The organism is Nocardiopsis sp. NPDC006832, from assembly GCF_040635885.1.
GTDB lineage: Bacteria > Actinomycetota > Actinomycetes > Streptosporangiales > Streptosporangiaceae > Nocardiopsis.
Genome location: NZ_JBEYLC010000004.1, coordinates 118,746 through 143,814, shown reverse-complemented (window position 1 = coordinate 143,814; position 25,069 = coordinate 118,746). Strand labels below are relative to the sequence as shown.

General features: G+C 69.4%; 22 protein-coding genes and 1 pseudogene. 17 read left to right on the top strand and 6 right to left on the bottom strand.

The window, feature by feature from the left end; translation table 11 throughout:
* Nucleotides 1–11 precede the first annotated feature (11 nt).
* The 5 genes from ABZ717_RS03440 (at nucleotide 12) to ABZ717_RS03420 (ending at nucleotide 3,829) form a co-directional block, all read left to right on the top strand.
* Nucleotides 12–227: a DUF378 domain-containing protein gene (locus ABZ717_RS03440; RefSeq protein WP_168443873.1), complete on the top strand. Its 216-nt coding sequence runs from the start codon at nucleotides 12–14 to the stop codon at nucleotides 225–227.
* Nucleotides 224–721, top strand: a complete 498-nt coding sequence (locus tag ABZ717_RS03435; RefSeq protein ID WP_358504899.1) for a Chromate resistance protein ChrB — start codon at nucleotides 224–226, stop codon at nucleotides 719–721. Before ABZ717_RS03440 ends, ABZ717_RS03435 begins: the two co-directional genes overlap by 4 nt.
* Entirely contained in the window at nucleotides 718–1,149 is a 432-nt protein-coding gene (locus ABZ717_RS03430) for a chromate resistance protein ChrB domain-containing protein (protein ID WP_061081138.1), read from the top strand. Before ABZ717_RS03435 ends, ABZ717_RS03430 begins: the two co-directional genes overlap by 4 nt.
* Nucleotides 1,146–2,573, top strand: coding sequence for a chromate efflux transporter (chrA, locus tag ABZ717_RS03425; protein WP_061081137.1), 1,428 nt, complete (start codon nucleotides 1,146–1,148; stop codon nucleotides 2,571–2,573). The genes ABZ717_RS03430 and chrA overlap by 4 nt, the downstream gene beginning before the upstream one ends.
* Nucleotides 2,574–2,872: 299 nt before the next feature.
* The gene (locus tag ABZ717_RS03420) at nucleotides 2,873–3,829 is read left to right on the top strand and encodes a tyrosine-type recombinase/integrase (protein ID WP_358504894.1); all 957 of its coding nucleotides are present in this window, start codon (nucleotides 2,873–2,875) and stop codon (nucleotides 3,827–3,829) included.
* 103 nt (nucleotides 3,830–3,932) lie between these two features.
* On the opposite strand, the gene ABZ717_RS03415 is transcribed toward ABZ717_RS03420, so the two are convergent.
* A complete protein-coding gene (locus ABZ717_RS03415; protein ID WP_358504891.1) occupies nucleotides 3,933–4,214 on the bottom strand; it encodes a DUF6194 family protein in 282 nt (93 codons plus the stop codon).
* Between the two features lie 336 nt (nucleotides 4,215–4,550).
* On the opposite strand from ABZ717_RS03415, the gene nirB reads away from it, so the two are divergent.
* From nirB to ABZ717_RS03365, 10 genes are all read left to right on the top strand, one after another.
* The gene (gene nirB, locus ABZ717_RS03410; protein ID WP_358504888.1) at nucleotides 4,551–7,058 is read left to right on the top strand and encodes a nitrite reductase large subunit NirB; all 2,508 of its coding nucleotides are present in this window, start codon (nucleotides 4,551–4,553) and stop codon (nucleotides 7,056–7,058) included.
* Complete coding sequence (nirD, locus tag ABZ717_RS03405) at nucleotides 7,055–7,417, top strand: nitrite reductase small subunit NirD (protein WP_358504885.1); 363 nt, start codon at nucleotides 7,055–7,057, stop codon at nucleotides 7,415–7,417. Before nirB ends, nirD begins: the two co-directional genes overlap by 4 nt.
* A complete protein-coding gene (locus tag ABZ717_RS03400; protein ID WP_358504882.1) occupies nucleotides 7,414–8,526 on the top strand; it encodes a uroporphyrinogen-III synthase in 1,113 nt (370 codons plus the stop codon). The genes nirD and ABZ717_RS03400 overlap by 4 nt, the downstream gene beginning before the upstream one ends.
* 375 nt (nucleotides 8,527–8,901) lie before the next feature.
* On the top strand, nucleotides 8,902–10,035 hold the full coding sequence (locus ABZ717_RS03395; protein ID WP_358504879.1) for a dual specificity protein phosphatase family protein: 1,134 nt from the start codon (nucleotides 8,902–8,904) through the stop codon (nucleotides 10,033–10,035).
* 265 nt (nucleotides 10,036–10,300) lie between these two features.
* Nucleotides 10,301–11,047 carry a septal ring lytic transglycosylase RlpA family protein gene (locus ABZ717_RS03390; protein WP_358504876.1) on the top strand — a complete coding sequence of 249 codons (747 nt, stop codon included), beginning with the start codon at nucleotides 10,301–10,303 and terminating at the stop codon, nucleotides 11,045–11,047.
* A 212-nt stretch (nucleotides 11,048–11,259) separates the two neighbouring features.
* On the top strand, nucleotides 11,260–14,829 hold the full coding sequence (locus ABZ717_RS03385; RefSeq protein ID WP_358504873.1) for a TM0106 family RecB-like putative nuclease: 3,570 nt from the start codon (nucleotides 11,260–11,262) through the stop codon (nucleotides 14,827–14,829).
* 173 nt (nucleotides 14,830–15,002) lie between these two features.
* Nucleotides 15,003–15,326, top strand: coding sequence for a hypothetical protein (locus ABZ717_RS03380; RefSeq protein WP_358504870.1), 324 nt, complete (start codon nucleotides 15,003–15,005; stop codon nucleotides 15,324–15,326).
* A gap of 10 nt (nucleotides 15,327–15,336) precedes the next feature.
* Nucleotides 15,337–15,870 (top strand): hypothetical protein, encoded by a 534-nt coding sequence (locus ABZ717_RS03375; protein ID WP_358504868.1) that lies wholly within the window; start codon nucleotides 15,337–15,339, stop codon nucleotides 15,868–15,870.
* A gap of 53 nt (nucleotides 15,871–15,923) precedes the next feature.
* Nucleotides 15,924–17,162 carry a site-specific integrase gene (locus ABZ717_RS03370; RefSeq protein WP_358504866.1) on the top strand — a complete coding sequence of 413 codons (1,239 nt, stop codon included), beginning with the start codon at nucleotides 15,924–15,926 and terminating at the stop codon, nucleotides 17,160–17,162.
* A 115-nt stretch (nucleotides 17,163–17,277) separates the two neighbouring features.
* Complete coding sequence (locus tag ABZ717_RS03365; protein ID WP_358504864.1) at nucleotides 17,278–18,663, top strand: hypothetical protein; 1,386 nt, start codon at nucleotides 17,278–17,280, stop codon at nucleotides 18,661–18,663.
* Between the two features lie 78 nt (nucleotides 18,664–18,741).
* On the opposite strand, the gene ABZ717_RS03360 is transcribed toward ABZ717_RS03365, so the two are convergent.
* Together ABZ717_RS03360 and ABZ717_RS03355 are read right to left on the bottom strand one after the other, a co-directional pair.
* Nucleotides 18,742–19,281, bottom strand: a complete 540-nt coding sequence (locus tag ABZ717_RS03360) for a hypothetical protein (RefSeq protein WP_358504861.1) — start codon at nucleotides 19,279–19,281, stop codon at nucleotides 18,742–18,744.
* Between the two features lie 212 nt (nucleotides 19,282–19,493).
* Nucleotides 19,494–20,927 (bottom strand): amino acid permease, encoded by a 1,434-nt coding sequence (locus tag ABZ717_RS03355; protein WP_358504858.1) that lies wholly within the window; start codon nucleotides 20,925–20,927, stop codon nucleotides 19,494–19,496.
* Nucleotides 20,928–21,185: 258 nt separating this feature from the next.
* Here ABZ717_RS03355 and ABZ717_RS03350 point away from each other — a divergent pair.
* A pseudogene (locus ABZ717_RS03350) lies at nucleotides 21,186–21,368 on the top strand (LuxR C-terminal-related transcriptional regulator); the annotation flags it as partial.
* Between the two features lie 94 nt (nucleotides 21,369–21,462).
* Nucleotides 21,463–22,245, top strand: coding sequence for a class I SAM-dependent methyltransferase (locus ABZ717_RS03345; protein WP_358504855.1), 783 nt, complete (start codon nucleotides 21,463–21,465; stop codon nucleotides 22,243–22,245).
* Between the two features lie 67 nt (nucleotides 22,246–22,312).
* Here the strand turns inward: ABZ717_RS03345 and ABZ717_RS03340 are convergent, their stop codons facing one another.
* The 3 genes from ABZ717_RS03340 to ABZ717_RS03330 are packed head-to-tail and all read right to left on the bottom strand — an operon-like array spanning nucleotide 22,313 to nucleotide 24,969.
* Nucleotides 22,313–23,116, bottom strand: a complete 804-nt coding sequence (locus ABZ717_RS03340) for an alpha/beta hydrolase (protein ID WP_358504852.1) — start codon at nucleotides 23,114–23,116, stop codon at nucleotides 22,313–22,315.
* A gap of 14 nt (nucleotides 23,117–23,130) precedes the next feature.
* The gene (locus ABZ717_RS03335; RefSeq protein WP_358504849.1) at nucleotides 23,131–23,952 is read right to left on the bottom strand and encodes an exodeoxyribonuclease III; all 822 of its coding nucleotides are present in this window, start codon (nucleotides 23,950–23,952) and stop codon (nucleotides 23,131–23,133) included.
* A 30-nt stretch (nucleotides 23,953–23,982) separates the two neighbouring features.
* A complete protein-coding gene (locus ABZ717_RS03330) occupies nucleotides 23,983–24,969 on the bottom strand; it encodes a tyrosine-type recombinase/integrase (RefSeq protein ID WP_358504845.1) in 987 nt (328 codons plus the stop codon).
* Nucleotides 24,970–25,069 lie beyond the last annotated feature (100 nt).

Genomic DNA, 25,069 nt, shown 5'->3' with positions numbered 1-25,069 from the left:
GAGTCCCTGCGTTGCGACCGCAAAACGCGCTGGACTGGGTTGCTTTCGTGTTGCTGTTGATCGGCGCGTTCGCCTGGGGGGCGTTCGTCACCGACGTCAACGTGCTGGACCGCCTGCTCGAACCCATCGCCGACCCACTCGACGACACGGTGTTCATCCTCATCGCCGCAGCCGGACTGTACTGGATCGCCCGCGTGATCGGTGTGGGCAGACGGGCCCGGCAATGAACGCTGAGCCCGCCGCGCAGGGGCCGGGCGAGTGGGTGCTGTTGAGCTACCGGATCCCGCGCGAGCCCTCCACCCCCCGCATCAGCGTGTGGCGCAAACTCAAACAGCTCGGGGTCGCCCAGATCAGCGACGGCCTGGTCGCGCTGCCGGCCGATGCGCGCACCCGCGAACACCTGGACTGGATCGCCGAGGAGGTCGTGGAGGCCGGAGGGACGGCCACCGTGTGGCTGGCCCGGCCCACCGCCCGGGCCCAGGAACATCACCTGGCCCAGACCATGGCCCAGGCCCGCGCGGCCGAATACCGCGCCGTGCGGGCCGAGGCCGCCCACGCCCGTAGCCTGCCCGAACCCGAACGCCTCCGGGCGATGCGCCGGCTGCGTACCCAACTGCGCCGCATCGCCCGCCGCGACTACTTCCCCCCGCCCGAGCGCCGCACCGCACGCGAGGCCGTCGAGGCCCTACATCCAGACCACACCGAACAGGAGAGCGCATGAAGTGGTCCACCCGCGCCGGTATCCACATCGACCGAGCCGCCTGCGCCTGGCTGATCCGCCGCCGCATCGACCCCGAGGCCGAGTTCGTGTTCGTCACCGACCCCGCCGACGTGCCCGAGCAGGCCACCGCCTTCGACATGCGCGGCGTCGAGTTGGGCCACCACGGCGGCGACTGCAGCTTCGAGACCATCCTGCGCCGCTACGACCTCACCGACGCGGCGCTGTGGAAGATCGCCGAGGTCGTCCACGAGGCCGACCTGGACGACGAACGCTACGACGCCCCCGAGGCCCCCGGCTTGGACGTGGTCCTGCGCGGTTTGTCGATGACCGGTAGCGACGAGCGCACCCTGGCCGTCACCGGTCCCCTCTTCGATGGCCTGTACGAGTACTACCGGCGCCAGAGCCTCCTGGGACGGGAACCCGCATGAGCACCGACCCCCACCACCCCACCACCGAATCCGACGACGCCCCCGGCGGCGCCGGGGAAGCGCGGAGAGACGCCGCGCCCGTGGGCGACCTGGTCCCCTTCCGCACGGCCCTGCGCGTGTGGTTCCTGGTCTCCCTGCAGACCTTCGGCGGCCCGGCCGGGCAGATCGCCGTCATGCAGCGCACCCTGGTCGAGGAGCGGCGCTGGATCGGCCAGCAGCGCTTCAACCACGCCCTCAACTACTGCATGCTGCTGCCCGGCCCCGAAGCCCAACAGCTCGCGATCTACCTCGGCTGGCTGCTCAACGGCACCCGCGGCGGCATCGCGGCCGGCACCCTGTTCGTGCTGCCCGGCATCCTGGCCCTGGGCGCCCTGTCGGCGATCTACGTCGCCTTCGGCGACACCACCGCCGTCACCGCCACCTTCGCCGGACTCGCCCCGGCCGTGCTGGCCATCGTCGCCCAAGCCGTCCTACGGGTGGCCAAACGATCACTCACCCACCCGGCCCTGATCACCCTGGCCGTGGCCGCCTTCGCCGCACTCGCCCTGTTCGCCGTGCCCTTCCCACTGGTGATCGCCCTGGCCGCCCTGGTCGGCTGGCTGCTCTCACGCCGCGACCCCGACTTCGCCCGCCCCGCCCGCGTGGGCGACGCCGCTGACGGGCCCGCGCCCCTGATCTCCGACGAGGCCCTGCACCACGACCGGCCCACCGCGAGCCGTTTCACCAGGATCCTGGCCATCGGGTTGGGGCTGTGGGCGGCGCCGGTAGCCGTAGTGGCCCTGCTGTTGGGATCCGAGAGCATCTTCACCACCCAGGGCCTGTTCTTCTCCCTCACCGCGGTGGTGACCTTCGGCGGCGCCTACGCGGTGCTGTCCTTCATCGCCCAGCAGGCCGTGCAGACCTTCGGGTGGTTGGCGCCGGGAGAGATGGTGCGCGGCCTGGCCCTGGCCGAGACCACCCCGGGCCCGCTGATCATGGTCGTGCAGTTCGTGGCGTTCCTGGCCGCCTACCGCGACCCCGGCACCCTGGACCCCTGGGCCGCCGCGACCCTGGGGGCGCTGTTGACCACGTGGGTGACCTTCGTGCCCTGCTTCCTGTTCATCCTGCTGGGCGCCCCCTACGTCGAACGCCTGCGCCACAACACCGCGATCTCGGCGGCGCTGACCGGTATCACCGCCGCCGTGGTCGGCGTCATCGCCAACCTCGCCCTGTACTTCGCCCTCAACACCTTGTTCACCACCACAGGCACCTGGGACTGGGGCCCCCTGCACATCACCGTGCCCGAGGTCGCCTCGGTGAGCCCGGTCGCGGTGGTCATCACCCTCATCGCGCTCATGCTGACCTTCGCCCTGCGCTGGCCGATCCTGCGGGTGCTGGGCGTATGCGCCGCCCTGGGCCTGGCCAGCACCCTGCTGCCGCTGTGAACCGGGCCAGACGGACTCCACCGACGGCTGCGCGTGCACCGGCAGAGACGTCCTGGCACGTGGAAGTCAGCGCACTGACCTGAAATCCCGGAGGCGCGACGAACCGCAAAGACATGTGAGCATGACGGCACGCACTTCCAGCCCTGATGCTGCATCGCTGACACCGACAAGCCGTGTGACAGAGAATCAAATATTCTCTGTCACACGGATCCGGGTGTGCCCGGCGCGGCCTGCGTCGAGGTGTTCGCCGGCCGCAGGTGACTCCGTAACATTCTCTGTCACACCAGCCGGGAGGTGTTGTGACCGTCCACCCCCTGCCCCGCCCCGGCGCCCTCACCCTCGCCCAGGCGAGCGCCGAGTTCCTGGACCGGTTCCGCGGCCAGCCGCACACCCGCCGCGCCTACGCCCAGACCCTTGTTGCCCTGGAGCAGGCGGCCGTGTGCGGACCCTCCGCGCCGGTCGAGGTTGCCTTCACCCCCGACGCGGCGGCCGCCGCCCTGGCCCGCTGGGAGAGCGCGGCCCCGGCCACGTGGAACAAGCACCTGGCCGCCCTGCGCTCCTTCGCCTCCTACTGCGCGCGCCGGGAGTGGCTCACCACCGACCCCACCCATCTGTTGGAGCGGCGCAAGGAGCCCCGCCGCGGTGACAAGTCCGTCCCCGCCGCCCGGCTGGAAGCCCTGTTCACCGACCCGGACGTGAGGCTGCGCGAGAAGGTGCTGTGGCGGATGCTGTACGAGACCGCGGCCCGCGCTGAGGAGATCCTCACCCTGGACGTGGGTGACCTGGACATGGCCATGCGCCGGGCCCGGGTTCGCTCCAAGGGCGGTGCGATCGAGTACGTGCACTGGGCCACCCCCACCGCCCGCCTGCTGCCCCGGCTGTTGAACGGGCGCACCACAGGCCCGGTGTTCTGCTCCGAGTACCGCTCCCCTGCCGCCGGCGCCCGAGCCCGCGCCCTGGGCGACGTCGACCCCGCCACCGGCCGGGGACGGCTGTCCTACCCGCGCGCGGAGTACCTGTTCAAGCAGGCCTCGAAGAAGTACGACCCGCACGGGCAGGGGTGGACGCTGCACCAACTGCGCCACTCCGCCCTCAAGCACCTGGCCGCCGAAGGCCGCAGCGCCCCCGAACTCCAGGCCAAATCACGCCACGCCCACCTGGCCACCCTGGGCAAGTACGTGCGCCTGGGCGAGGAGACCGCTGCCCGGATCACCGCCGAACACGACCCGTACAACCGGCGCGCTCCACGCCGCTGAACAGCGATCAACGTCGTGCCCTTCTCACCGTCGTCGACGGCCAGCCGGACGGCGTGCCGGTGGAGGAGCCTCACCAGGGGACATAAGCTCTGTTGCCGCTTCGTCACGTATTCCGGTCGCCCCCCAACAGGGCCCTTCCCACCGCGACGTTGACCCGGAACACCCCTTCCCGGTCCAGGTCGGAGACGGTGTCAAAGCCCGGATAGTCCTTGGTCACCACCGTCACGAACGGCTGGAACCCCCGCCCACCGGCCCGCCCGTGCGGCTCATAGGTGAGGAAGGTATCGCCCCAGGCCACCTGGGGCGCCCCACTCTCCTTACTCGCCCGATCCACCCGCACCGACCCCAGAGCGGCCACCAAAGCGATGACCTCCTCCTCGTTCATCGCACACACCCCTTCCTCGGCACACAGGGCCGACCCGGACGCCCGCCCCACTCCTACCTTCGAGTGTGTCATTGAACTGCTTTGTGAGACCTGGAGCAGAAAAACCACGCACCATCAGCGATCAGGGGAGAACAACCCTCAAATCACTTCACCCGACCCGCGCTCCACAACACCCACCCCCGGCGCACCCACCCTGTCCACGCCACCGATCACACACCCCCGGCCCTGCACCGACAGCACAACGAAACACCCACGAAACCACCATCTGACCCCGGGGAAACACCCGACCGGTTGCCTGAAAAACACCTCCCACCCCGACCACGCAGGAGACCACCCGTGGAAGAACTCGTCGTCATCGGCAACGGCATGGTCGGCCACCGACTCATCGAAGCCCTCAACGACCGCGACCACGACCACCGATGGCGCATCACCGTCGTGGGCGAGGAACCCCACACCGCCTACGACCGTGTGGCCCTGTCCACCTACCTCGAAGGCGCCACCACCCAAGACCTGTCCCTGGGCCGAGTGAGCGGCCCCCACGTCCACGTACACGTCGACGAACGCGCCACCGCCATCGACCGCACCCAACGCACCATCACCACCCACACCGGCCGCACCCTGCCCTACGACCGCCTCGTCCTGGCCACCGGCTCCAGCCCCTTCGTGCCACCCATCCCCGGCCACGACCTACCCGGCTGCCACCTCTACCGCACCATCCAGGACCTGGACGACCTCACCACCGACGCCCAAGGCGCCCACACCGGCGTGGTCATCGGCGGCGGCCTCCTGGGCCTCGAAGCCGCCAACGCCCTTCGCCTACTGGGCCTTGAGGCCCACGTGATCGAACTGGCACCCCACCTGATGCCCACCCAAATCGACCAGGGAGCCGGAGCCCTCCTCCAACGCCTGATCACCGACCTGGGCGTGCACGTACACACCAACACCGCCACCACCGCCATCGAACCCGGACCCAACGGCCGCGCACAACGCCTCCTCCTGGACGACGGCACCCACCTGGACACCGACCTGGTCGTGTTCTCCGTCGGCATCCGCCCCCGCGACGAACTCGCCCGAGCCGCCGACCTGCGCCTGGGCCCACGCGGAGGCGTGGACATCGACCACACCTGCACCACCAGCGACCCCACCATCCACGCCATCGGCGAGGTCGCCCACCACAACGGCACCATCTACGGCCTCATCGCCCCCGGCAACGCCATGGCCGAAGTCCTCACCGACCGCCTCCTGGGCGGCGACGCCACCTTCACCGGCGCCGACACCTCCACCAAACTCAAACTCCTGGGCGTGGACGTGGCCAGCTTCGGCGACGCCCACGCCGGCGCACCCCAAGCCCTGGACGTGGTCGTCAACGACGCCGCCAAAGGCCGCTACGCCAAACTCGTCCTGTCCGACGACGCCACCACCCTGCTCGGCGGCATCCTGGTCGGCGACGCCTCCGCCTACGCCACCCTGCGCCCCCTGGTCGGACAACCCCTGCCCGGCGACCCACTGGCCCTGATCAGCCCCTCGGGCGAGACCGGCCCGGGCACCCACCAACTGCCCGACCACGCCCAGATCTGCTCCTGCAACGCCGTCACCAAAGCCCAGGTGTGCCAGGCCATCGACGACGGCGCCCAAGACGTGCCCGCGCTGAAGTCCCGCACCCGCGCCGGCACCAGCTGCGGCTCGTGCGTGCCCATGCTCAAGCAGATCCTGGCCCGCTCGGGCATCACCCAATCCAGCGCCCTGTGCGAACACTTCACCCACTCGCGCACCGAACTGTGGGAGATCGTCCGCTCCACCACCATCACCACCTTCTCCGAGCTCATCGCCACCCACGGCACCGGCCGCGGCTGCGACGTGTGCAAGCCCGCCATCGCCTCCATCCTGGCCTCCCAAGGCCACGGCCACATCCTCAACGGCGAACAGGCCACCCTGCAGGACACCAACGACCGCTACCTGGCCAACCTGCAACGCAACGGCAGCTACTCGGTGGTGCCACGCATCCCCGGCGGTGAGATCACCCCCGACAAACTCATCGTCATCGGCGAGGTCGCCCGCGACTTCGACCTCTACACCAAGATCACCGGCGGCCAACGCATCGACATGTTCGGCGCCCGCCTGGAACAACTCCCCGCCATCTGGACACGCCTGGTCCAGGCCGGTTTCGAGTCCGGACACGCCTACGGAAAGTCCCTGCGCACCGTCAAATCATGCGTGGGCACCACCTGGTGCCGCTACGGCGTCCAAGACTCGGTGGGCCTGGCCATCCGCCTGGAGGAGCGCTATCGGGGCCTGCGCTCACCCCACAAACTCAAGGCCGCCGTGTCCGGATGCGCCCGCGAATGCGCCGAAGCCCGCAGCAAGGACTTCGGGGTCATCGCCACCGACACCGGCTGGAACCTGTACGTGGGCGGCAACGGCGGCTTCACCCCCCACCACGCCGAACTGCTCGCCACCGACCTGGACACCCACACCCTCATCCGCCACATCGACCGGTTCCTGATGTTCTACGTCCGCACCGCCGACCGTCTCCAACGCACCGCCACCTGGATCCAGGCCATGGACGGCGGCCTGGACCACCTGCGCGCCGTCATCGTCGACGACCACCTGGGCATCGCCGCCGACCTGGAAGCGGCCATGGCCGACCACGTGGCCTCCTACACCGACGAATGGGCCGCCGTGCTCTCCGACCCCGACAAACTCGCCCGCTTCGTCTCCTTCACCAACGCCCCGCACACCCCCGACCCCACCATCGCCTTCACCACCACCCGCGACCAACCCGTCCCCACACCCACCCCCCTGGGCATGCCCACCCTCCCACCCACCAAGGAGACCACCCCATGACCACCCTGGCCCCACCACCGACCTGGATCGACGCCTGCCCCACCCACCACCTCGAAACCGAGATCGGCCTGGCCGTCCTGCTACCCGACCACCACCAAATCGCCCTGTTCCGCACCCACGACGGCCACCTGTACGCCGTGGACAACCTCGACCCCCACACCGGCGCCGCCGTCATCTCCCGCGGAATCGTCGGCGACCGCTCAGGCGAACCCACCATCGCCTCACCCATGCTCAAACACGTCTTCAGCCTGCGCACCGGCCAGGGCCTCGACAACGACAACATCCGCCTGTCCACCTGGCCCGTACGCCAACACCACGGCATGCTCCAAATCGGCACCACACCCCAAGGAACACCGTGAGCACCACCGCACCCCTGGCCGGGTTCACCGTCGCCGTGACCGCCGCACGCCGCACCGAGGAACTCACCGCCCTACTCCACCGCAAGGGCGCCCAGGTCATCGCCGCACCCACTCTGCGCATCGTCCCCTTGAGCGACGACCAACGCCTGGCCACGGTCTCCGAACAACTCACCCGCACCCCCGCCGACATCGTCGTGGCCACCACCGGCATCGGCTTTCGCGGATGGGTCGAGGCCTGCGAGACCTGGGGCACCGCCCAACCCCTGCTCCAGGCCATGCGCTCCTCACGCCTACTGGCACGCGGCCCCAAAGCCAAGGGCGCCATCCGCGCGGCCGGCCTCACCGAGGAATGGTCACCACCCTCGGAATCCTCCGCCGAGGTCCTGGACCACCTGCTGAACCTCGGTGTCCAAGGCCTGCGCGTGGCCGTCCAACTACACGGCCAACCCCTCCCGGACTTCACCGCCGCCCTACGCCTGGCCGGCGCCGAGGTCATCGAGGTCCCCGTCTACCGGTGGACCCCACCCGAACACACCGCACCCCTGGACCGCCTCATCGAGGCCATCACCACCGGGGGAGTGGACGCGGTCACCTTCACCAGCGCCCCCGCCGCAGCCGGCCTGCTCACCCACGCCCACACCACCCACACCGGCCCCGCCCTGGTGGGCGCCCTACGCCACCACGTCATGGCGATGTGCGTGGGACCGGTCACCGCACGCCCCCTCATGGCTTACGACATCCCCACCCTGTGGCCCGAACGCGCCCGCATCGGCGCCCAGGTCCGCACCCTGGCCCAGGCACTACCCGCCCGATTCCCCACCCTGACCATCGCCGGCCACCGACTGCGCCTGCGCGGCCACGCCGTCCTGGTCGACGGCACCGTCCACACCCTCTCGCCCACCCTGATGCGTCTCATGCGCGCCCTGGCCCACCACCCCGGACAGGTCCAAAGCCGCACCCACCTACTCACCTGCCTGGGCCAGGACGCCGACACCCACGCCGTCGAAACGGCCGTGGCCCGCCTGCGCACCGCCCTGGGCGACCCCAAGATCATCCAAACGGTCGTCAAACGCGGCTACCGCCTGGCCCTGGAAACCCACCCATGCTGAAACCCGCCCTCCTCCCGACCCTGGGCGCACGCGAGCTCCTTTGCGTCCGCCCGACCTTGGTCGCCGAACCTTTGGTGGCGCACGCCCACCTTGACCAAGCCGCCCGGGGCCACCGGCCTGTTCCATGGCCACCTCCCGGCCGCGCGCTCGAACGTGGCCCGCGCACCCCCGTGCCCGGCCCCGGCCATCGTCCACCCCGCCGTGGACCGCCACCCCCAAGCCCTTCCCACCCCGCCCGAGCGCACCCGAGAGAGTCCCGCACAAGGAGTGGCCACAACCGGCAAGCCCCGATCGAGCGATCCCACCCCAGGGCACACACCCCAAGGGGCCGGCCCACCCGGACCGGCCCACCCCACCTCCGAAACGAGGACGGCCGTGCCCTCACCACCCGACCCCCGACACCCCGAACCCGACCGTGCGGCCGGCGCCCTGCTGGGCCCCCTGGCCGCGGCCGCCATGGTGAGCACCCCACCCACCAAGGCCACCACCGACCCGACCCTGAACCACCTGATCCACACCGCCCTGCAAGGCGCACTCACCACCGCCGCCCCCACCGACCCTCCCCAAGACCCCACCGCCCGCGCCTGGGCCCACACCCTGCGCACCCTGGTCCGTACCGGGCACACCCCCGACCACCCCCGCGCCCTGGAACACACCCCCGACCACAACCCTTACGGCGCCTCCTGGCGGGCCCTGACCCACACCCCACTACCGGCGAACGCCCCCTCCCGCGGAACCTTCGCCTGCACCCATCTGGTCGACGCCATCACCGCCGCCCACCGCACCGGCGGCCACACCGCCGCCCTGTACACCGGCGCCCTGGCCGGAGCCCGCTGGGGCGCCTCGGCCCTACCCCTGCAAGCGATGCGCCACCTCAGCGAACACACCGACCCCCACACCCCCATCACCACCGCCCTCCAAGCGATCACCACCCACTCCGACCCCGCCCAATGGCCACAAGCCCCCCTGAACCAAGAGGACCGTCAACGCTTCACCCCCTTCGCCGTCCCCCACCCCCTGGACCCCCACGTACTACTGGGCAACCTGGCCCACCTACGCCGCCACCCCACCGCCACCGACGCCGTGGTCTCCCTGTGCCGCACCCACCCCCACGACGCACCCCACCTGCCCGGCCCCGACTGGGTACGCGTATGGCTGCACGATTCCCCAGGCGCCAACCCCAACCTGCACTACACCCTGGACCAGGCCGCCGCGGCCGTGGCCACCCTGCGCGCCGAAGGAAAAAGCGTCCTGGTGCACTGCTGGGCCGGAGCCTCCCGCACCCCCGCGGTGGCCGCCCGCTACGCCATCACCACCCTGGACGCACCACCCCTGCCCACCATGACCACCCTCATCACCGCCGTGGGCGGACACCTGGACAACCCCACCATGTCCCAGGCCGTGGCCCACCTCAGCGGCATCGACCTACCCGATCCCGCCCACACCCTCTTCAACGGACACCCACCCCCACGACGCCCCGACCTGCGCCCCCACACCACCCACCCCTGAAAACCCCCACCAGACCCTCTGCCCACATCGGTGAGAAGTTCCACAAACCTCCCCTTTCCGGTACCGTTACCCTCGCGTTACTCCTAAGCTCTGCGCTCAGACCCCGTGCAACGCCATTGACACCGGCGGCCCCACTCCACCCGTGCCGCCCCCACCCCCCGGGGGGCCCACGCGGGCAGGCGCACCACGCACCTGACCCTGACCGTGCCCCGCAAGCACCAGGAGAGGGCCCGCCCTGAACTGTTCCCGTTCGAAGGACTGCGTCGTGGGCAAACACCAGCCCCAGAACCCACCGGTGGACGACCACCTCGACGACGGCACGGCCACCTACGCCGACGCCTACACCCCAGCGGCCCCCGCGCCACTGGGCCCACGTCGAGCAGCCGCACGCTCACGCAAAAAGCGCGCCCTGATCGTGGCCTCGGCCGCCGGCCTGACCCTGGTCGTGGGCGGCGGCGCCGCGGCCGCCGTCATCTCCTCCGGCGCCGGCCCCGAAGAGGCCACCACCGCCGTGGGCGTCCCCCAGGCCCAACCCGACCCACTACAGGCCTCCACCGACGACGAAGAGGTCACTCCCGAACTACGCGAGCGCGCCGAAAACGCCCGCCAGGGGGCCACCCAATCCCAGTCGGCCGCCGGCACCACCATCGCCGAAGAACCCGAGCCCGAAGAGGAGGAAGAGCAGGACACCACCACCGAATCACCCTCCGAAGGCTCCGGCGAGGGCGGCACCTGCCAGGCCTCCTTCTACGGCGACGGCTTCCACGGCGCCACCACCGCCAACGGCGAAACCTTCGACACCAACGCCATGACGGCCGCACACAAGACCCTGCCCTTCGACACCATGGTCCAGGTCACCAACCCCGGCAACGGCAAATCGGTGACCGTGCGCATCAACGACCGCGGACCCTACATCGACGGACGCTGCCTGGACCTGTCCACGGCCGCCTTCGACGAGATCATCGGCACCGGCTCCGGAGTGGGCACCGTCTCCTGGCAGGTCGTCGGCTAAAACACCCACCACCCACACACACCAAAGGGGCGCCCGGGACCACATCCCGGGCGCCCCCATCCATGTCACCACCCACCCCACCCACCCCCGGCGGCGTACAATTCCCGCCCAGGGACCCCACCCCACCAGCGGGCGAACCCCACACGTCACCCCCACGTGACACAATCCCGCACCACCACGAACACCGAAACACACAAGGGGAGCGCAGGGCCTTGTTCCGCACCACCTCCGGATGGGTCATCTCACCCACCGACCTGGTCGACACCCTCGAATGCGACCACCGCACCACGCTCAAGAGCGCCCTGGCCGCCCACGTGCCCGGCGCACCCCGACCCGAACCCGTCGACGCCCTCATCGCCCAACACGGCCACGCCCACGAAAAGGCCGAACTCGACCGCCTACGCCAAGTCTTCGGCCAGGTCACCACCATCGCCGACCCCGAACCCGACGACCACGACCTGGCCCGCGCCGCCCACCAGACCGCCCAGGCCATGGCCGCCGGCGTCCCCGTCATCTACCAGGGCGTCTTCCACCACCGCCTCACCGATCGCGTCGCCTTCCACGGACGCGCCGACTTCCTCATCCGCTCCGACCTGGACACCAACACCGGCCGACCCCGCCCCGACCACACCGGTCAAAGCACCTACGAACCCTGGGACACCAAACTCGCCCGCCGCCCCGGCCCCGCCGCCATCGTCCAACTGGCCGCCTACGCCCAGGCCGTACCCCACCTGCACGGCCCCGCCCCCCACCACATGCACCTGCTCACCGGCGACGGACACACCCACACCCTGCCCACCGCCGACTTCACCCCCATCCTGACCACCATCACCACCCGCCTACTCGACCACCTGGCCACCGAACCCGCCCTGCCCACCCCCACCTGGGGACAACCCCGCCCCACCTGCGAGGGCTGCGGCTACAACACCTGGTGCTCCCAAGGACGCGTGGTGGCCCGCCACCTGTCCCTGGTCGCGGGCCTGCGCACCGACCAGGCCACCAAACTCACCGACGCCGGCCTGAACACCATCGACGCCCTGGCCGCCGCCACCGAAGACGACCGGCCCACCACCCTGCCCCGCCGCTCCTTCGACCAACTACGCGCCCAAGCCCTACTCCAAGTACGCCAGGACACCACCCGCACACCCACCGACCCCCAGGGCACCGTCACCGCCGAGGTCTTCTCACCCGAGGGACTGGCCACCCTGCCCGCACCGGCCCCCGGCGACCTCTTCTTCGACATGGAGGGCTACCCCTACCACTCCACCCAGGGCGGACGAGGCCTGGAATACCTCTTCGGCGCCACCACCGAAGACCCCCAGGGCAACGAGACCTTCCACGCCTTTTGGGCCCACGACCGCGCCCAGGAGAAAAAGGCCCTACAGGACTTCGTCGACTTCGCCCTGGCCCGTATCGACGCCGACCAGGGCGCCCACATCTACCACTACGCCTCCTACGAGGTGGACCGCCTCAAACACCTCAGCTCCGAGTACAACACCCACGAGGAGGAAGTCGACCGGCTCCTGCGCGAACACCGCCTCATCGACCTGTACACCGTGGTCCGCAAGAGCCTGCGCGTATCCCAACGCTCCTACTCCATCAAGTACCTCGAACCCCTCTACCTGGACACCACCCGCTCCGGCGACGTCAAAACCGCCGCCTCCAGCATCGACGCCTACGCCGCCTACCTCGCCGCCCGCCAAGAACACGACCCCGCCACCGCACAACGGGTCCTGGACGACATCGCCGCCTACAACCGCGACGACTGCCACTCCACCGCACGCCTACGCGACTGGCTCGAAGAACACCGCACCCACCAGGGCATCACCACCCGCCCCCTGATCCAGAGCGAACTCACCGAGGAAGAAGCCGAACGCGCCCGCAAAAGGGCCGAGAAGGCCGCCCGCCACGCCGCCCTGACCGGCCCCCTCCTGGAGGGGGTGTCCCAAGACCCCGACCAGCGCACCGAGGACGACCACCCCCGCGCCGCCCTGGCCGCCCTGGTCGGCTACTACCGGCGCGAGAACTCCCCGCCCTGGCGCGAACACTTCCAACGCCAAAGCGCACCCCTGCCGGAACTGGAGACCGACACCAACTGCGCCGTGCCCTGGCAGGTCCACGTGGGCGGATGGCAAGAGCCCACCGGCCGCCAAAAAACCGCACGCCGCGAAGTGACCATGCGCCTGGACCGCGCCCACCCCAACCCCTTCGGTGTCGGCGACAGCGTCCACCTACTGCACCCCGGAGCCCCCGGACAGGCCGCCACCACCCACCCCGCCAAGGTCCTGGCCGCCGAACCCGACTCCCTCGAACTGTTGGAGAGCGCCCCACCCGAGGACACCATCTCCGCCGCCCCCGTGGCCGCCCTGCCCGGATCGCCCATCGACCCCAAACCCAAGGACGGCGCCCTGGAAGGGGTCGCCCACACCGCCGCCCAAGAACTGCCCACCTGGCCCGCCCACCCCGGCCTGGACGCCCTACGCCGCATCCCCCCACGCCTGAACCCCCCGGGCCCCCTGCCACAACCCACCGGCGGCGGCGACCTCATCGACGCCGCCATCAGCGCCGTGGACCGCCTGGACCACTCCTACCTGGCCGTCCAAGGCCCACCCGGAGCCGGCAAAACCTACCTGGCCGCCCAACTCATCACCCACCTGATCAAACAAGGACGCAGCGTGGGCGTGTGCTCCACCGGCCACAAAGCCGTGGAGAACGTCATGTCCGCCGCCCTGCGCGCCGCCCGGGACCAAGGCCTGACCCTGGCCGCCGCCAAACGCCCCCGCGGCGGCAAGAAGGACCCCGACGCCCCCTGGTACCAACCCTCCAGCCAACAGGTCCTGGCCAACTGGCGCACCAAACACACCACCAAGGGCGAACCCGTCCTCATCGGCGGCACCGCCTGGGGCATGTCCGGCGCCGACACCATCGCCGACCCCCTGGACGTACTCATCATCGACGAGGCCGGACAATTCGCCCTGGCCGACACCTTGGCCGTGTCCGCCTCCGCCCACAACCTCGTCCTACTGGGCGACCCACAACAACTACCCCAGGTCGTCCAAGGCGTGCACACCGACGGCGCCGACGCCTCGGCCCTGCAACACCTGATGGCCGACCAGGCCATCATCGACCCCGCCCTGGGCTACTTCCTGGACCAGACCAGGCGCATGCACCCGGCCGTGTGCGCCCCCGTCTCCGCCCTGTCCTACCAAGGACGCCTCCAAGCCCACCCCACCACCACGACCCGCACCCTGGGCACCCTGCACCCCGGGGTGTACTCACAACCCATCACCCACACCGGCCGCACCACCCACAGCCCCGAAGAGATCGACGCGGTCCTCCAAGCCGCCCTGCGCCTGACCCACGAACACCTCACCACCGACCCCGAACAAGGACCACGCCCCCTGACCGGCACCGACATCCTGGTCGTGGCCCCCTACAACCTGCAGGTACGCGCCCTACGCCGCGCCCTGGCCCGAGCAGGCCAAGACCACCCCGCCCTGGAAGGGGTACGCGTGGGCACCGTCGACAAGTTCCAAGGCCAAGAGGCAGCAGCCGTCATCTGCTCCATGACCACCTCCAACGCCGCCCAGACCAGCCGCGGCCCCTCCTTCGTCCTGGACCGCAACCGACTCAACGTGGCCCTCTCCCGCGCCCAACTCCTCGCCCTGGTCATCCACTCACCCGACCTGCTCACCACCACCCCCCGCACCGTGGACGAACTACGCCTTTTGGCCTCCTTCACCGGCCTGGTCACCACCGCCCGACCCTGGCCGGCCCAGTGAGGCACACGCCCCTCCCAGGTTTCGGACACATCCCTGGTGGAGTACGTTTTAGATGGCACACCACGACCCCGGCTCACCCCCGTGACGGGTACCCGGTATGCCCGCGGGCCGCGACGCCGCGCGCCCCTGACCCGGACCACCACCCGCATTTGTCGAAAGGCCGAACGGCCCCCGTGTCTGAACGACCCTCCGCCCCCGAGGGCGGCCGCAACACCCGCCACCCCACCGGGATCCGCGTCGTCATCGCCATCCTGGCCCTGCTCGCCCTGACCCTTGGCCCCCTGGGATACCTGATGGGGCTGGACGCCCAAGCCCACGCCGGATCGGCCGCCGAATGGTTCACCCTGGCCTTCGGCGCCGCCGTCGGCCTGCCCTTCCTGGCCGCCGCCGTGGCCACCGTCGCCGGCGACCGCCGCGCCGCCCTGTGGTCCCTGGCCCTACTGGCCTGGCCGGTGGTGTTCGTGGTGGTCGTTCACCTGCTGGGCATGGCCGGGTAGGCTCCGGCCCGTGTCACCCAAGAAGCGCAAACGCCGCAAACCCCAGGAACAACCGGCCACCACCCCGGCGGGGGAGGCCGAACAAGGACGCGTCCCCGCGGGCACCACACCCGAAAAACGCACCCTCAAACGCACCCCCGTGGTGGTGGGCTCCCCACCCGACCGGCGCCTCACCGCCCTGTGGGTGATCCTGTGGATCGCCTGGGCCCTGGGCACACCCCTGGCCCTGGCCGGACTGCTCTTCGCCGGACTGGGCACGGACCCGGCCCCCGGCGACCCCCGCATGGACGACCCCGAAACGGCCGCCCAACTGATGGCCGAACAACAACGCCAAGCCGTGCGCGCCATGGGCAACGCCCTGGTATGGCTACTGATCATGGCCTGGGGGATACCCGCACTGGGCACCACCCTGGCCCTGCTCACGCGCCGCAAGATGGCCGCCCTGTGCTTCGCCGTGGCCCTGGCCCTATCCCTGACCCTGCTGTTCCTGGTCTCCCCGCCCACCGAGATCTGGGACGCCCTGAGCGCCCACCTGTTCGGCTGAAACCCCTCCCACCCGGCCACGCCTGACACGACCCCGAACCACCACCGGCCACAATGGAACACGTGGACACCACCCAAGCACCCACCATCGACACCGACGGCGCACTCCCCGTCACCGTACGCAGCCGCCTGCGCCACCACGACCACGGCGTACTCGTGGACACCCGCGCCCTGGAACGCGTACGCGAACGCTTCGACGCCGACCAGGCCCACCTGCTGGGCACCTTCCTGGCCGGCGCCCAATCCCCGGCCACCCTGCGCGCCTACCGCGCCGACTGGACCTCCTTTTGCGCCTGGTGCCTGGCCGAGGGCCGCACCTCCCTGCCCGCCGACCCCACCGACGTGGCCGTCTACCTGGCCGTGTGCGCCCGCGCCCGCACCCCCGACGACACCGACTGGGCCCTGGCCCCCTCCACCCTGGAGCGACGAGCCGCGGCCATCGCCGCCGTCCACGGCGCCCACGGCCTGGACTCACCCACCCGCGCCGAAGTCGTACGCATGACCCTGCGCGGCATCCGCCGCACCCGCAAAAGGCGCCCGCGCCGCAAGGCCCCCGTCATCCTGTCCACCCTGGAAGGGCTACTGGCCGCACGCCCGGCCGAAGGCCACCCCGGGGGAGTGGCCCGACGCCGCGACGCCCTACTGCTCCTGACCGGGTTCGCCGGAGCACTGCGCCGCTCCGAACTGGCCGCGCTCACCTTCGACGACCTCACCCTGGCCACCGACCCCACCACCGGCGCCCCCACCGTGGTGGTGGCCCTGCACACCACCAAGACCGACCAAGAGGGACGCAAACACCAACAGGTGGCCCTACCCCAAGGGCGGCGCCGCACCACCTGCTGCGTATGCGCGCTGACCGACTGGTCACACCTGGTGCGCGTGCACGCCACCCACGGCGCCCACGCCCTTCGCTCCCACCTGCAAGGGCTACAAGGCGCACCCGAGCCCACCGCCCACAGCTGCACCACCCTCGAAAAACTGGACCTGGCCGATGGCACCGGTCGCCCGCTGCTGCCCTCGGTGGACCGCCACGGCCGTATCGGTGAGCGCTCCATGTCCCCACGCGCCGTGGGCGACCTGGTCAAACGCTACGCCCAGCGCGCCGGACTGGATCCGGACGACTTCGGTGGGCACTCCCTGCGCGCCGGGTTCGCCACCCAGGCCGCCCTGAGCGGGGCCGCCGACCGCGAGATCATGCGCCAGGGCAGATGGACCAACCCGGCCACGGTGCACGACTACATCCGCACCGCCAACCCCCTGGACGACAACGCCGTCACCCGACTGGGGCTGTGAGGACCCCATCTCGAATCACCAACAAACCCACCAATAACACCCGAAATAGCCCGTTAACGTGCGATCCTTCCCTGATGAAACATTAGGTTGGTTGCGTGAGAAAGGGGACGTAGCCATGGTCGACGAGTTTCGCACCGCATTCCAAGAACTGATCGACGCATCCGTCGCCACAGACCCCCACCGCTTCCCACCGGCCGTCCACAAGGTCTACCTCCTGGCCTCCCAAATCCCCGCCTCCGAACGGGAACTGGCCCTGGAAGCCCTCACCCCCCTGCTCGCCGGCGAACACGCCGCCCCCGGAGTCCTGGCCGACCTGGCCGTCGTCGCCGGCGCCCTGGTCGAAATGGACACCGACCCCGGCCCCGCCGGCATCGAAATCCTCCACCTACTGCGCACCATGGGCAACGGCGCCGTCGCCTTCCTGGACGCCTGGGACCGCACCGGCGGCGGCACCCCACCCGACCCCGACCACGTCACCGCCGACGCCGAAGCACGCGTGGCCGCACACCTGGGCAACGACGCCCCCGCCGCCACCATGTGCTGGTGGACCAGCCGCCGCCTGGGCCTGGCCGGCAAAACCATGCTCAGCCACCCCGAGGTACGCTCCCACCTGCGCCGCGACCCCATCCTGCACGTCCAACTGGTGGCCATCACCAACCAGCTCAGCGACCAACTCTACGAATTCGACGAGGTGCGCACCCTGCTGCGCATGGCAGAGGCCACCTCCGCCCTGATCATGGACCGCGCCTCACACCGGGCCTTCCGTGTCCTCTTCGACGGCATCGGCGACAACTTCCAACTCCACACCCTGCTCGCCGCCGCCCTCATCGGCCCCAACGCCCAAGGCCTGGCGGGAACACCCCCCGACCCGCGCTGGGCCGCCGCCTACCGCTCCGCGGAGACCGACCCCCAAGCCCAAACCGTGTGGGGCTGGTGGAACCTGGTGGCCCACGACGGCTCCTGGGTGTGGAACGAGGGCCTACCCGCGGAGATCCCCAGGATCGACGGCGAACACGTCATCATCTTGGACGAACAGCCCTACCCCCGCTCCTGGAACGCCGAACGTCGCCACCCCCAGGTGAGCGGCTGGCTGGAAGTGGACTCCGAACTGGAGCCCGAGGAGGCACTCCTGTGGTGGAAGCGCGTCGCCCCGGCCGAGACCCTGCCCTCACACACCCCTGATCAGGGTGAACCACCCCTGCCCCAACCACTCGTGCTGGAACCCGACACCGAATCCGCCGGTCGGGTGCGCGGCTTCGTGCCCCCACCCCAGGTCACCGACACGCCCACGCCCGAGCCCCAGGACGTGCAGGCCGACCAGGACGAGCGAGCGGGCCAAGACCCCGAGCCGGCCCCGACCGACGTCGAAGCAGACCCCGAACCCGAACCCGAGGCGCCCCGGCCCGCGCCCGAGCCCCAGCGCCCCACCACCGGACCGGACCTGCCACCACTACCGCCCGGAGTCTCCCACTCCAAGGGGTGGGGACCCACCTGGCGCTGAGAGGACCCGCGGCCCCCGCACCCGAGAAGATCGGATGCGAGGGCCGCAAGAATCGTGGGGCGGGGGCCAGGACTCCTCTCAGTCGTCCTCCAGGCGGTGCCGAGGCTCATGCACGGCCGCGACCGGCTCCGAACGCAGCGCACTGCGCCGATCGGAGCGACCCTCACCGTCCTCATAGAGCCCCTCGAAGTACTCCTCCTTGCTGAGACCGTCCTCATCCGAGCGCACCCAGCGACCGCCCACGAACAACGGGGCGAACAACACCAGCGCCAAGGGGACGAACACGCCCAAGGGCAGCAGCGCCAAGGCGCCCTCACTGCCCGGAACCACGGGCAAACGCTCCACCAGGTGCGGGCGCACCAGGGAGAGCACGCTCAACCCGGCCAACACCAGGGCCGCACCGAAGGGCAACATCGGGGTCAAACGCGGGGGCACGGCCACCAGGGCCAGCAGGAGCCCCACGCCCACCAACCCGGCCAGAGCGACCGGTCCGGTGCCCGACAGCACACTCAGGTCGGCGGCGTACAGGCCCCGCAGATGCGCGAAGGCCCAGCCGCACACCAGCAGCAGGACCGGGCCCAAAATAAGGCCCGACAGGAAGCCGACGAAATGTCGCACGGGGGTGCTCCTCTCAGGGGTTGGCAGCACGATAGCGACAAAAACCGACCAAGGCACCCTCGCCCCCCACCCGGACAAACCACCCACCCCGCCGTCAAAGACCCCTCACCAGCGACGACACCCCCACACCCCTGGCCCCACAACAACGGTGGCGTCCCACCCCCAAGGGCAGAACGCCACCACAACCGAACAATCACCCACCGTGAGCGCGATCACTCCGACTCAGAGGACTCACCCCCGCTCGAACCGGACCCCGCACGAGACACCGAACCCGGACCCACGAGCGCGTCCAACTCCTCCGGCCTCGCCCGACCCGGCACACCCAACACCCGACGACTGGGCTCAGGACCCAACCGACGACGCACCTCATACACCAACACCGCGACCACGACCGCACCCACCGACGCCCACAACGCCTGACGGTGCTCGGGCAACGCCGCCATGGACACGAAGACCGCCCCCAACCCCAACAACGTCGCCCACGTCAGATACGGAAAACCCCACATCCGCAACGTCAACCGCTCAGGAGCGTTACGACGCACCCGAGCACCCAACACCAACTGCGAAGCACAGATCACCAAGAACAACACCAACAGGATCGCCCCGATGGAGGCCACCAAGAACCCGAACACCCGACCCGGGAACAAATAGTCGGCCACCACCGCCGCATACCCCACCACGGTGCCCAACAGAATCGCCCGCACCGGAACCCCACGCCGATTGGTGCCACGCAACACACGCGGCGCGTCCCCCTGACGAGTGAGCGTGAACAACATCCGCGAAGAGGTGTACATCGCCGCGTTGAGCACACTCAACACCGCGATCAGCACCACGACCTCCATGATCAACGCCGCACCCGGAACACCCACGGTCTCCATGACCACCACGAACGGACTACGGTCCAACTCCGTGGAATTCCACGGCACCACCATCACCACCACCACGATGGAGGCCACATAGAACAGACCGATCCGCCAGAGCACATTGGTGATCGCCGAGGCCACCCCACGCTCGGGCTCATCACTCTCCCCGGCCGCCACCGTGATGATCTCCACCCCACCAAAGGCGAACAACACCACCACCGTGGCACCCAGAACCGCGACCCACCCATTGGGAGCGAACCCACCGATCTGCCACAGGTTGGCCACCGACGACCCACCCGAGCCACTCCACAACCCCAACGCGTACAACCCGCCCACCAACAAGAACGCCACAATCGTGGCGACCTTGACCAGCGAGAACAACGACTCGGTCTCAGCGAACACCTTCACCGAGATCAGGTTGGCCACCGTCATGGCCAACAACACCACCAGCGCCAACGCCCAACCGGGCACATCCACCCATTGCCCAAGGATCGTGGCACCGGCCACCGACTCCGCGGCCACCAACACCGCGTACATCCACCAGTACACCCACCCGATGGTGAACCCCGCCCGCGGACCGAACGCCAACCGCGCATAGTCGGAAAAAGACCCACCCGCCGGCACCGCCACGACCATCTCGCCCAACGCGCGCAAGGTCAAGAACACCAAAGCCCCGGCCAACGCATAGGACAAGATCGCCGCCGGACCCGCGGTCTGGATCACCGCACCCGAACCGATGAACAGCCCGGCCCCCACCGAACCGCCGATCGCGATCAAAGCCATGTGCCGGCGGCGAAGCGAATGCGCCAGCCCCGACCCGTCCTCGTCCTGTGTCGTCTCTCGCGACGATCTCTCACTGCCTCTCACACGCCCCACCATAGGACGAAAGGATCACCACCCTTCCCCCAAACCCCGCGCCCAACGACCAACGAACCCACCACCACGATCCCGTCTCCCCCCGCCATCACCCCCAAGAGGGAGGCGCACACCCGCCCCCTGTGCAACCATCCCCACCATGGGCCACCTCACCGCGCCGCTTCGACCCTCACCCTCATCGCACAAGGCCTCACCAACACCGAAATCGCCGCACACCCGTACCTGGGCCTACAAACCATCAAAACCCACGTGTCCAACACCCTGACCGAACTCGGCGTACGCGACCGCGCCCAAGCCGTCATCGCCGCCTACGACTCCGGCCTCATCCAACCCGCCCGACCCACCTGAGAACACGACACACCCCACACCACCACCAACAGAAAGTAACAACACTGCTACGTTCGGCACTCAAAAGGGCAGCACATCACCGGGGGAGACCACCATGACCACACCAGCGGCCATCGACCTCGACCTCATCACCCACCTGTACCGAACACACCACCACGACCTGGCCCGCGTACGCGACCAACTGCGCCGCCACCACCAACAGGCCGACCCCACCATGACCCCCCAACTCGACGACCTCGAAGCAGAGATCACCTACCTGCTCCTACGCCACCACCGCCCCGCCAACGTCGTAGAGATCGGCACCTACTACGGCTGGTCCACCACCTGGATCCTGTCCGCCCTACGCGACAACGGCACCGGGCACCTGCACTCCTTCGACATCGTCGACCACGCCACCCGCCACGTACCCCAAGACCTGACCCAAGACCGCTGGACCTTCACCCAAGGCGACGTACGCGCCAAGATCACCCACATGCCCGCCCGCACCGACTACCTGTTCCTGGACGCCGCACACAACGGCTGGTTCGCCCGCTGGTACATCCACCACCTACTGCCCACCCTGCCCGCCCACATCCCCATCAGCGTCCACGACGTCTTCCACCAGCGCTACGCCCTGCCCTTCACCGAAGGCGCCGTCGTCCTCAAATGGCTCGCCGACAACACCACCGACTACTTCACCGCCTCGGCCGCCCGCGCACCCCACCACCACCGGGCCCTGAGCGACCTCAAAGACGAACTCGACCTGCACACCCCCGTACACGAGTCCACCCACAACCCCATGATCTTCTTCCGCCTACCCGAGCGCCCAAGGCCCGCGGCCCTGTTCAGCCCACCACGCCAACGCACCTCCAACGACGACCCCGCCCACCGCACCTGAACACACAAAAGAACGGGGGAGTGGACCCACCCGGGCCCACACCCCCGCACCCCCGCGCCCCCACACCTCACATCCCGTCGGACTCCAGCTCCGCGCGCTCCTGCTCGGCCTGCGCCCGAGCACGCTCCTCGGTGCCCGCCTCCACCACCGAACGCCCCTGCCCGACCGAGACCACATCGGCCGCATCTCCCACGATCCGCGAGAAATTCACCGGCTGATCCAAACTCACCATGTGACCGGCCCGCGGAACGTTCACCAACCGCCCATCACCACAAGCATCAAAGAACTGCTTCTCATGGATCCGGAAATGATCACGCGCCCCATTGATCAACCACACCGGACCCTCATAAGCACGCAACGCCGCGATCGCGTCCATATCAGAGATCTCATCGATCACCGCCGTGGCCGCCTCCACCGCCAACCCACCATCCAACACCGCATCGACCGCACCATCACGCAACGTCAACCGATGAAAACGCTCATTGAGCGTGGCCCCCTTATCGGGCAACCGATCCATCAACGCCGCCGGAATCCGATACACCTGCGCAAGCGACTGCGCCGGCTTGGCCGTGCAACTGGCCGCCACCAACCCCGCCACCCGACCCGGCCCCAGCACCCCCGCCGTGGCGATCGAAACGAACCCACCCAAACTCAAACCCACCAACAAGGCACCACCACCCACCTCATCGATGGCCTCCGAAACGGTGTCCACCGCACGCCCCAGCGAGAACTCCTCACCCCGCCGCGACCCGTGCCCGGGCAGATCCGGTGCCACCACCGTGCGCCCTTGCGCACGCAACAACTCCAACTGCGGCCGCCACATACTCGACGACAACCGCAACCCGTGCACCAACACGATCGGCACACCCATCACCGAACCCCCCTTCATCCCCGTACCGCGTAACGCACCGTCACCGGCGCGTGATCGGACCAACGCTCCTCACGCGAGGGATAACGCTCCACCACACCCTCACGTGCCCCACCCGCCAAACCCGGCGTGGCCACCTGAAGATCGATCCGCCACCCGGTGTCATTGTCAAAGGCCCGACCCCGATACGACCACCACGAATACGGGCCCTCCTGGTCAGGGAAGAACGAACGCACAACGTCCACATACCCCGCCTCATCGAAAACCCGCGACAACCAAGCACGCTCCTGCGGCAAGAACCCAGAATTCTTCCGATTCCCCCGCCAATTCTTCAAATCCGCCTCAGTGTGCGCGATATTCCAATCCCCGCACACCACCAACCCACGCCCCGACGCCTCGACCTCCGCCCGCCGCTCCACCAAAAAGGGCAGGAACATCTCCATGAAACGCTCCTTCTCCTCCTGACGCGGCGTACCCACCTCACCCGAGGGCAGATACAAACTCGCCACCGTCACCGAACCGAAATCAGCCTCCACATACCGGCCCGCGTCCTCGAACTCCGTGCCCGGAAAACCCACCCGCACCGCATCGGGCACCACCCGCGAATAGATCGCCACCCCCGCACGACCCTTGGCCACCGCAGGACACAACACCACATGCCACCCATCCGGCTCCACCACATGAGCCGGCAACTGATCGGCCTCGGCACGCGTCTCCTGCAAACACACCACGTCCGCCTCCGTGGCCCCCAACCACGACACGAACCCAGGATCCTTCCTGGAGGCCGCACGCAACCCGTTCACGTTCACACTGGACACAACAAAACTCGACTCGTTCACGCCCAACAGAGTAGCCACCACGCCACCCCCTCAAGCCCCCTCCTGAGCCAACCTCCGCAACACCCCATAGGTGCGATTGGACCCGGCGGCCTCCCGCTGGGCCCTGGACGTCACCTCGATATAGGCCTGCGACGACGTCACCGACGCATGCCCCAACAAATGCATGATCTCGGTGACCGAGGCCCCGTCCTCGGCCAACCTCGTAGCGAACGTGTGCCGCAACGCGTGCACCAACGTCCCCCGCGCCACCCGATCATGCACACCCGCATGCCGATAACACTGCTTCACCAAGTACTGCAACCCACCCCGACGCAACCCCTGACCCCGGTTGTCCACCAACAACGCGTCCGACCCCCGCACCGGACCATCGAACCTCGCCCGCCGCGAAACCAAATACGCCTCCAACAACGCCTCCAACGGCACCTCGATCGGCAACACCCGCTCCCCACCCCCCTTGCCCACCACCCGAATCCGCCGCTCCCCAGGGCGCCCACCCAACGACTCCACCCGAAGCGACAACATCTCCGCCGACCGCATCCCCGTCAACAACGCCAACGCCAACACCGCCAGATCCCGCTCCGGCCACGGATCCCGCGCCCGACGCGCACCCCGCGCCAACGCCTCCAACAACCGCTCCGGGGTGTCCTCACCCATCAACGGCTTGGGAGTCGAAGGACGCACCCGCGGCCGCGGCACCGCCGACATCGGATTACCCGCCACCACCTGCTCGGCCACCCAGAACGAAAAGAACCCGTTCCACGTCGACCACGCCCGCAACACACTCGAAGCCGCCCGCTCCTCGGCGAAATCCGCGAACGCCTCCCGCAACACCTGCGAGGTCAACGACCCCAACACCACCCCATCGACACCACACCCCAACACCCGCGCCGCACACCCCGACACCGCCACCAGATCCCGCCGGTAGGCCGCCACCGTGTGCGGCGAGGGCTTGGCGGCCCGCCGCGCCACCAAATACCGCTCGATCGCCTGCTCCACCAACACAGCATCGCCACTCATACCCCACATCCTGCCCGCTTCGGCACCGGTGTGCGCGCACCACCCACCCCGAACGGCGAGGGCCCCCGATCCCCTTCCATACCGGGGGAGCGGCGCACAC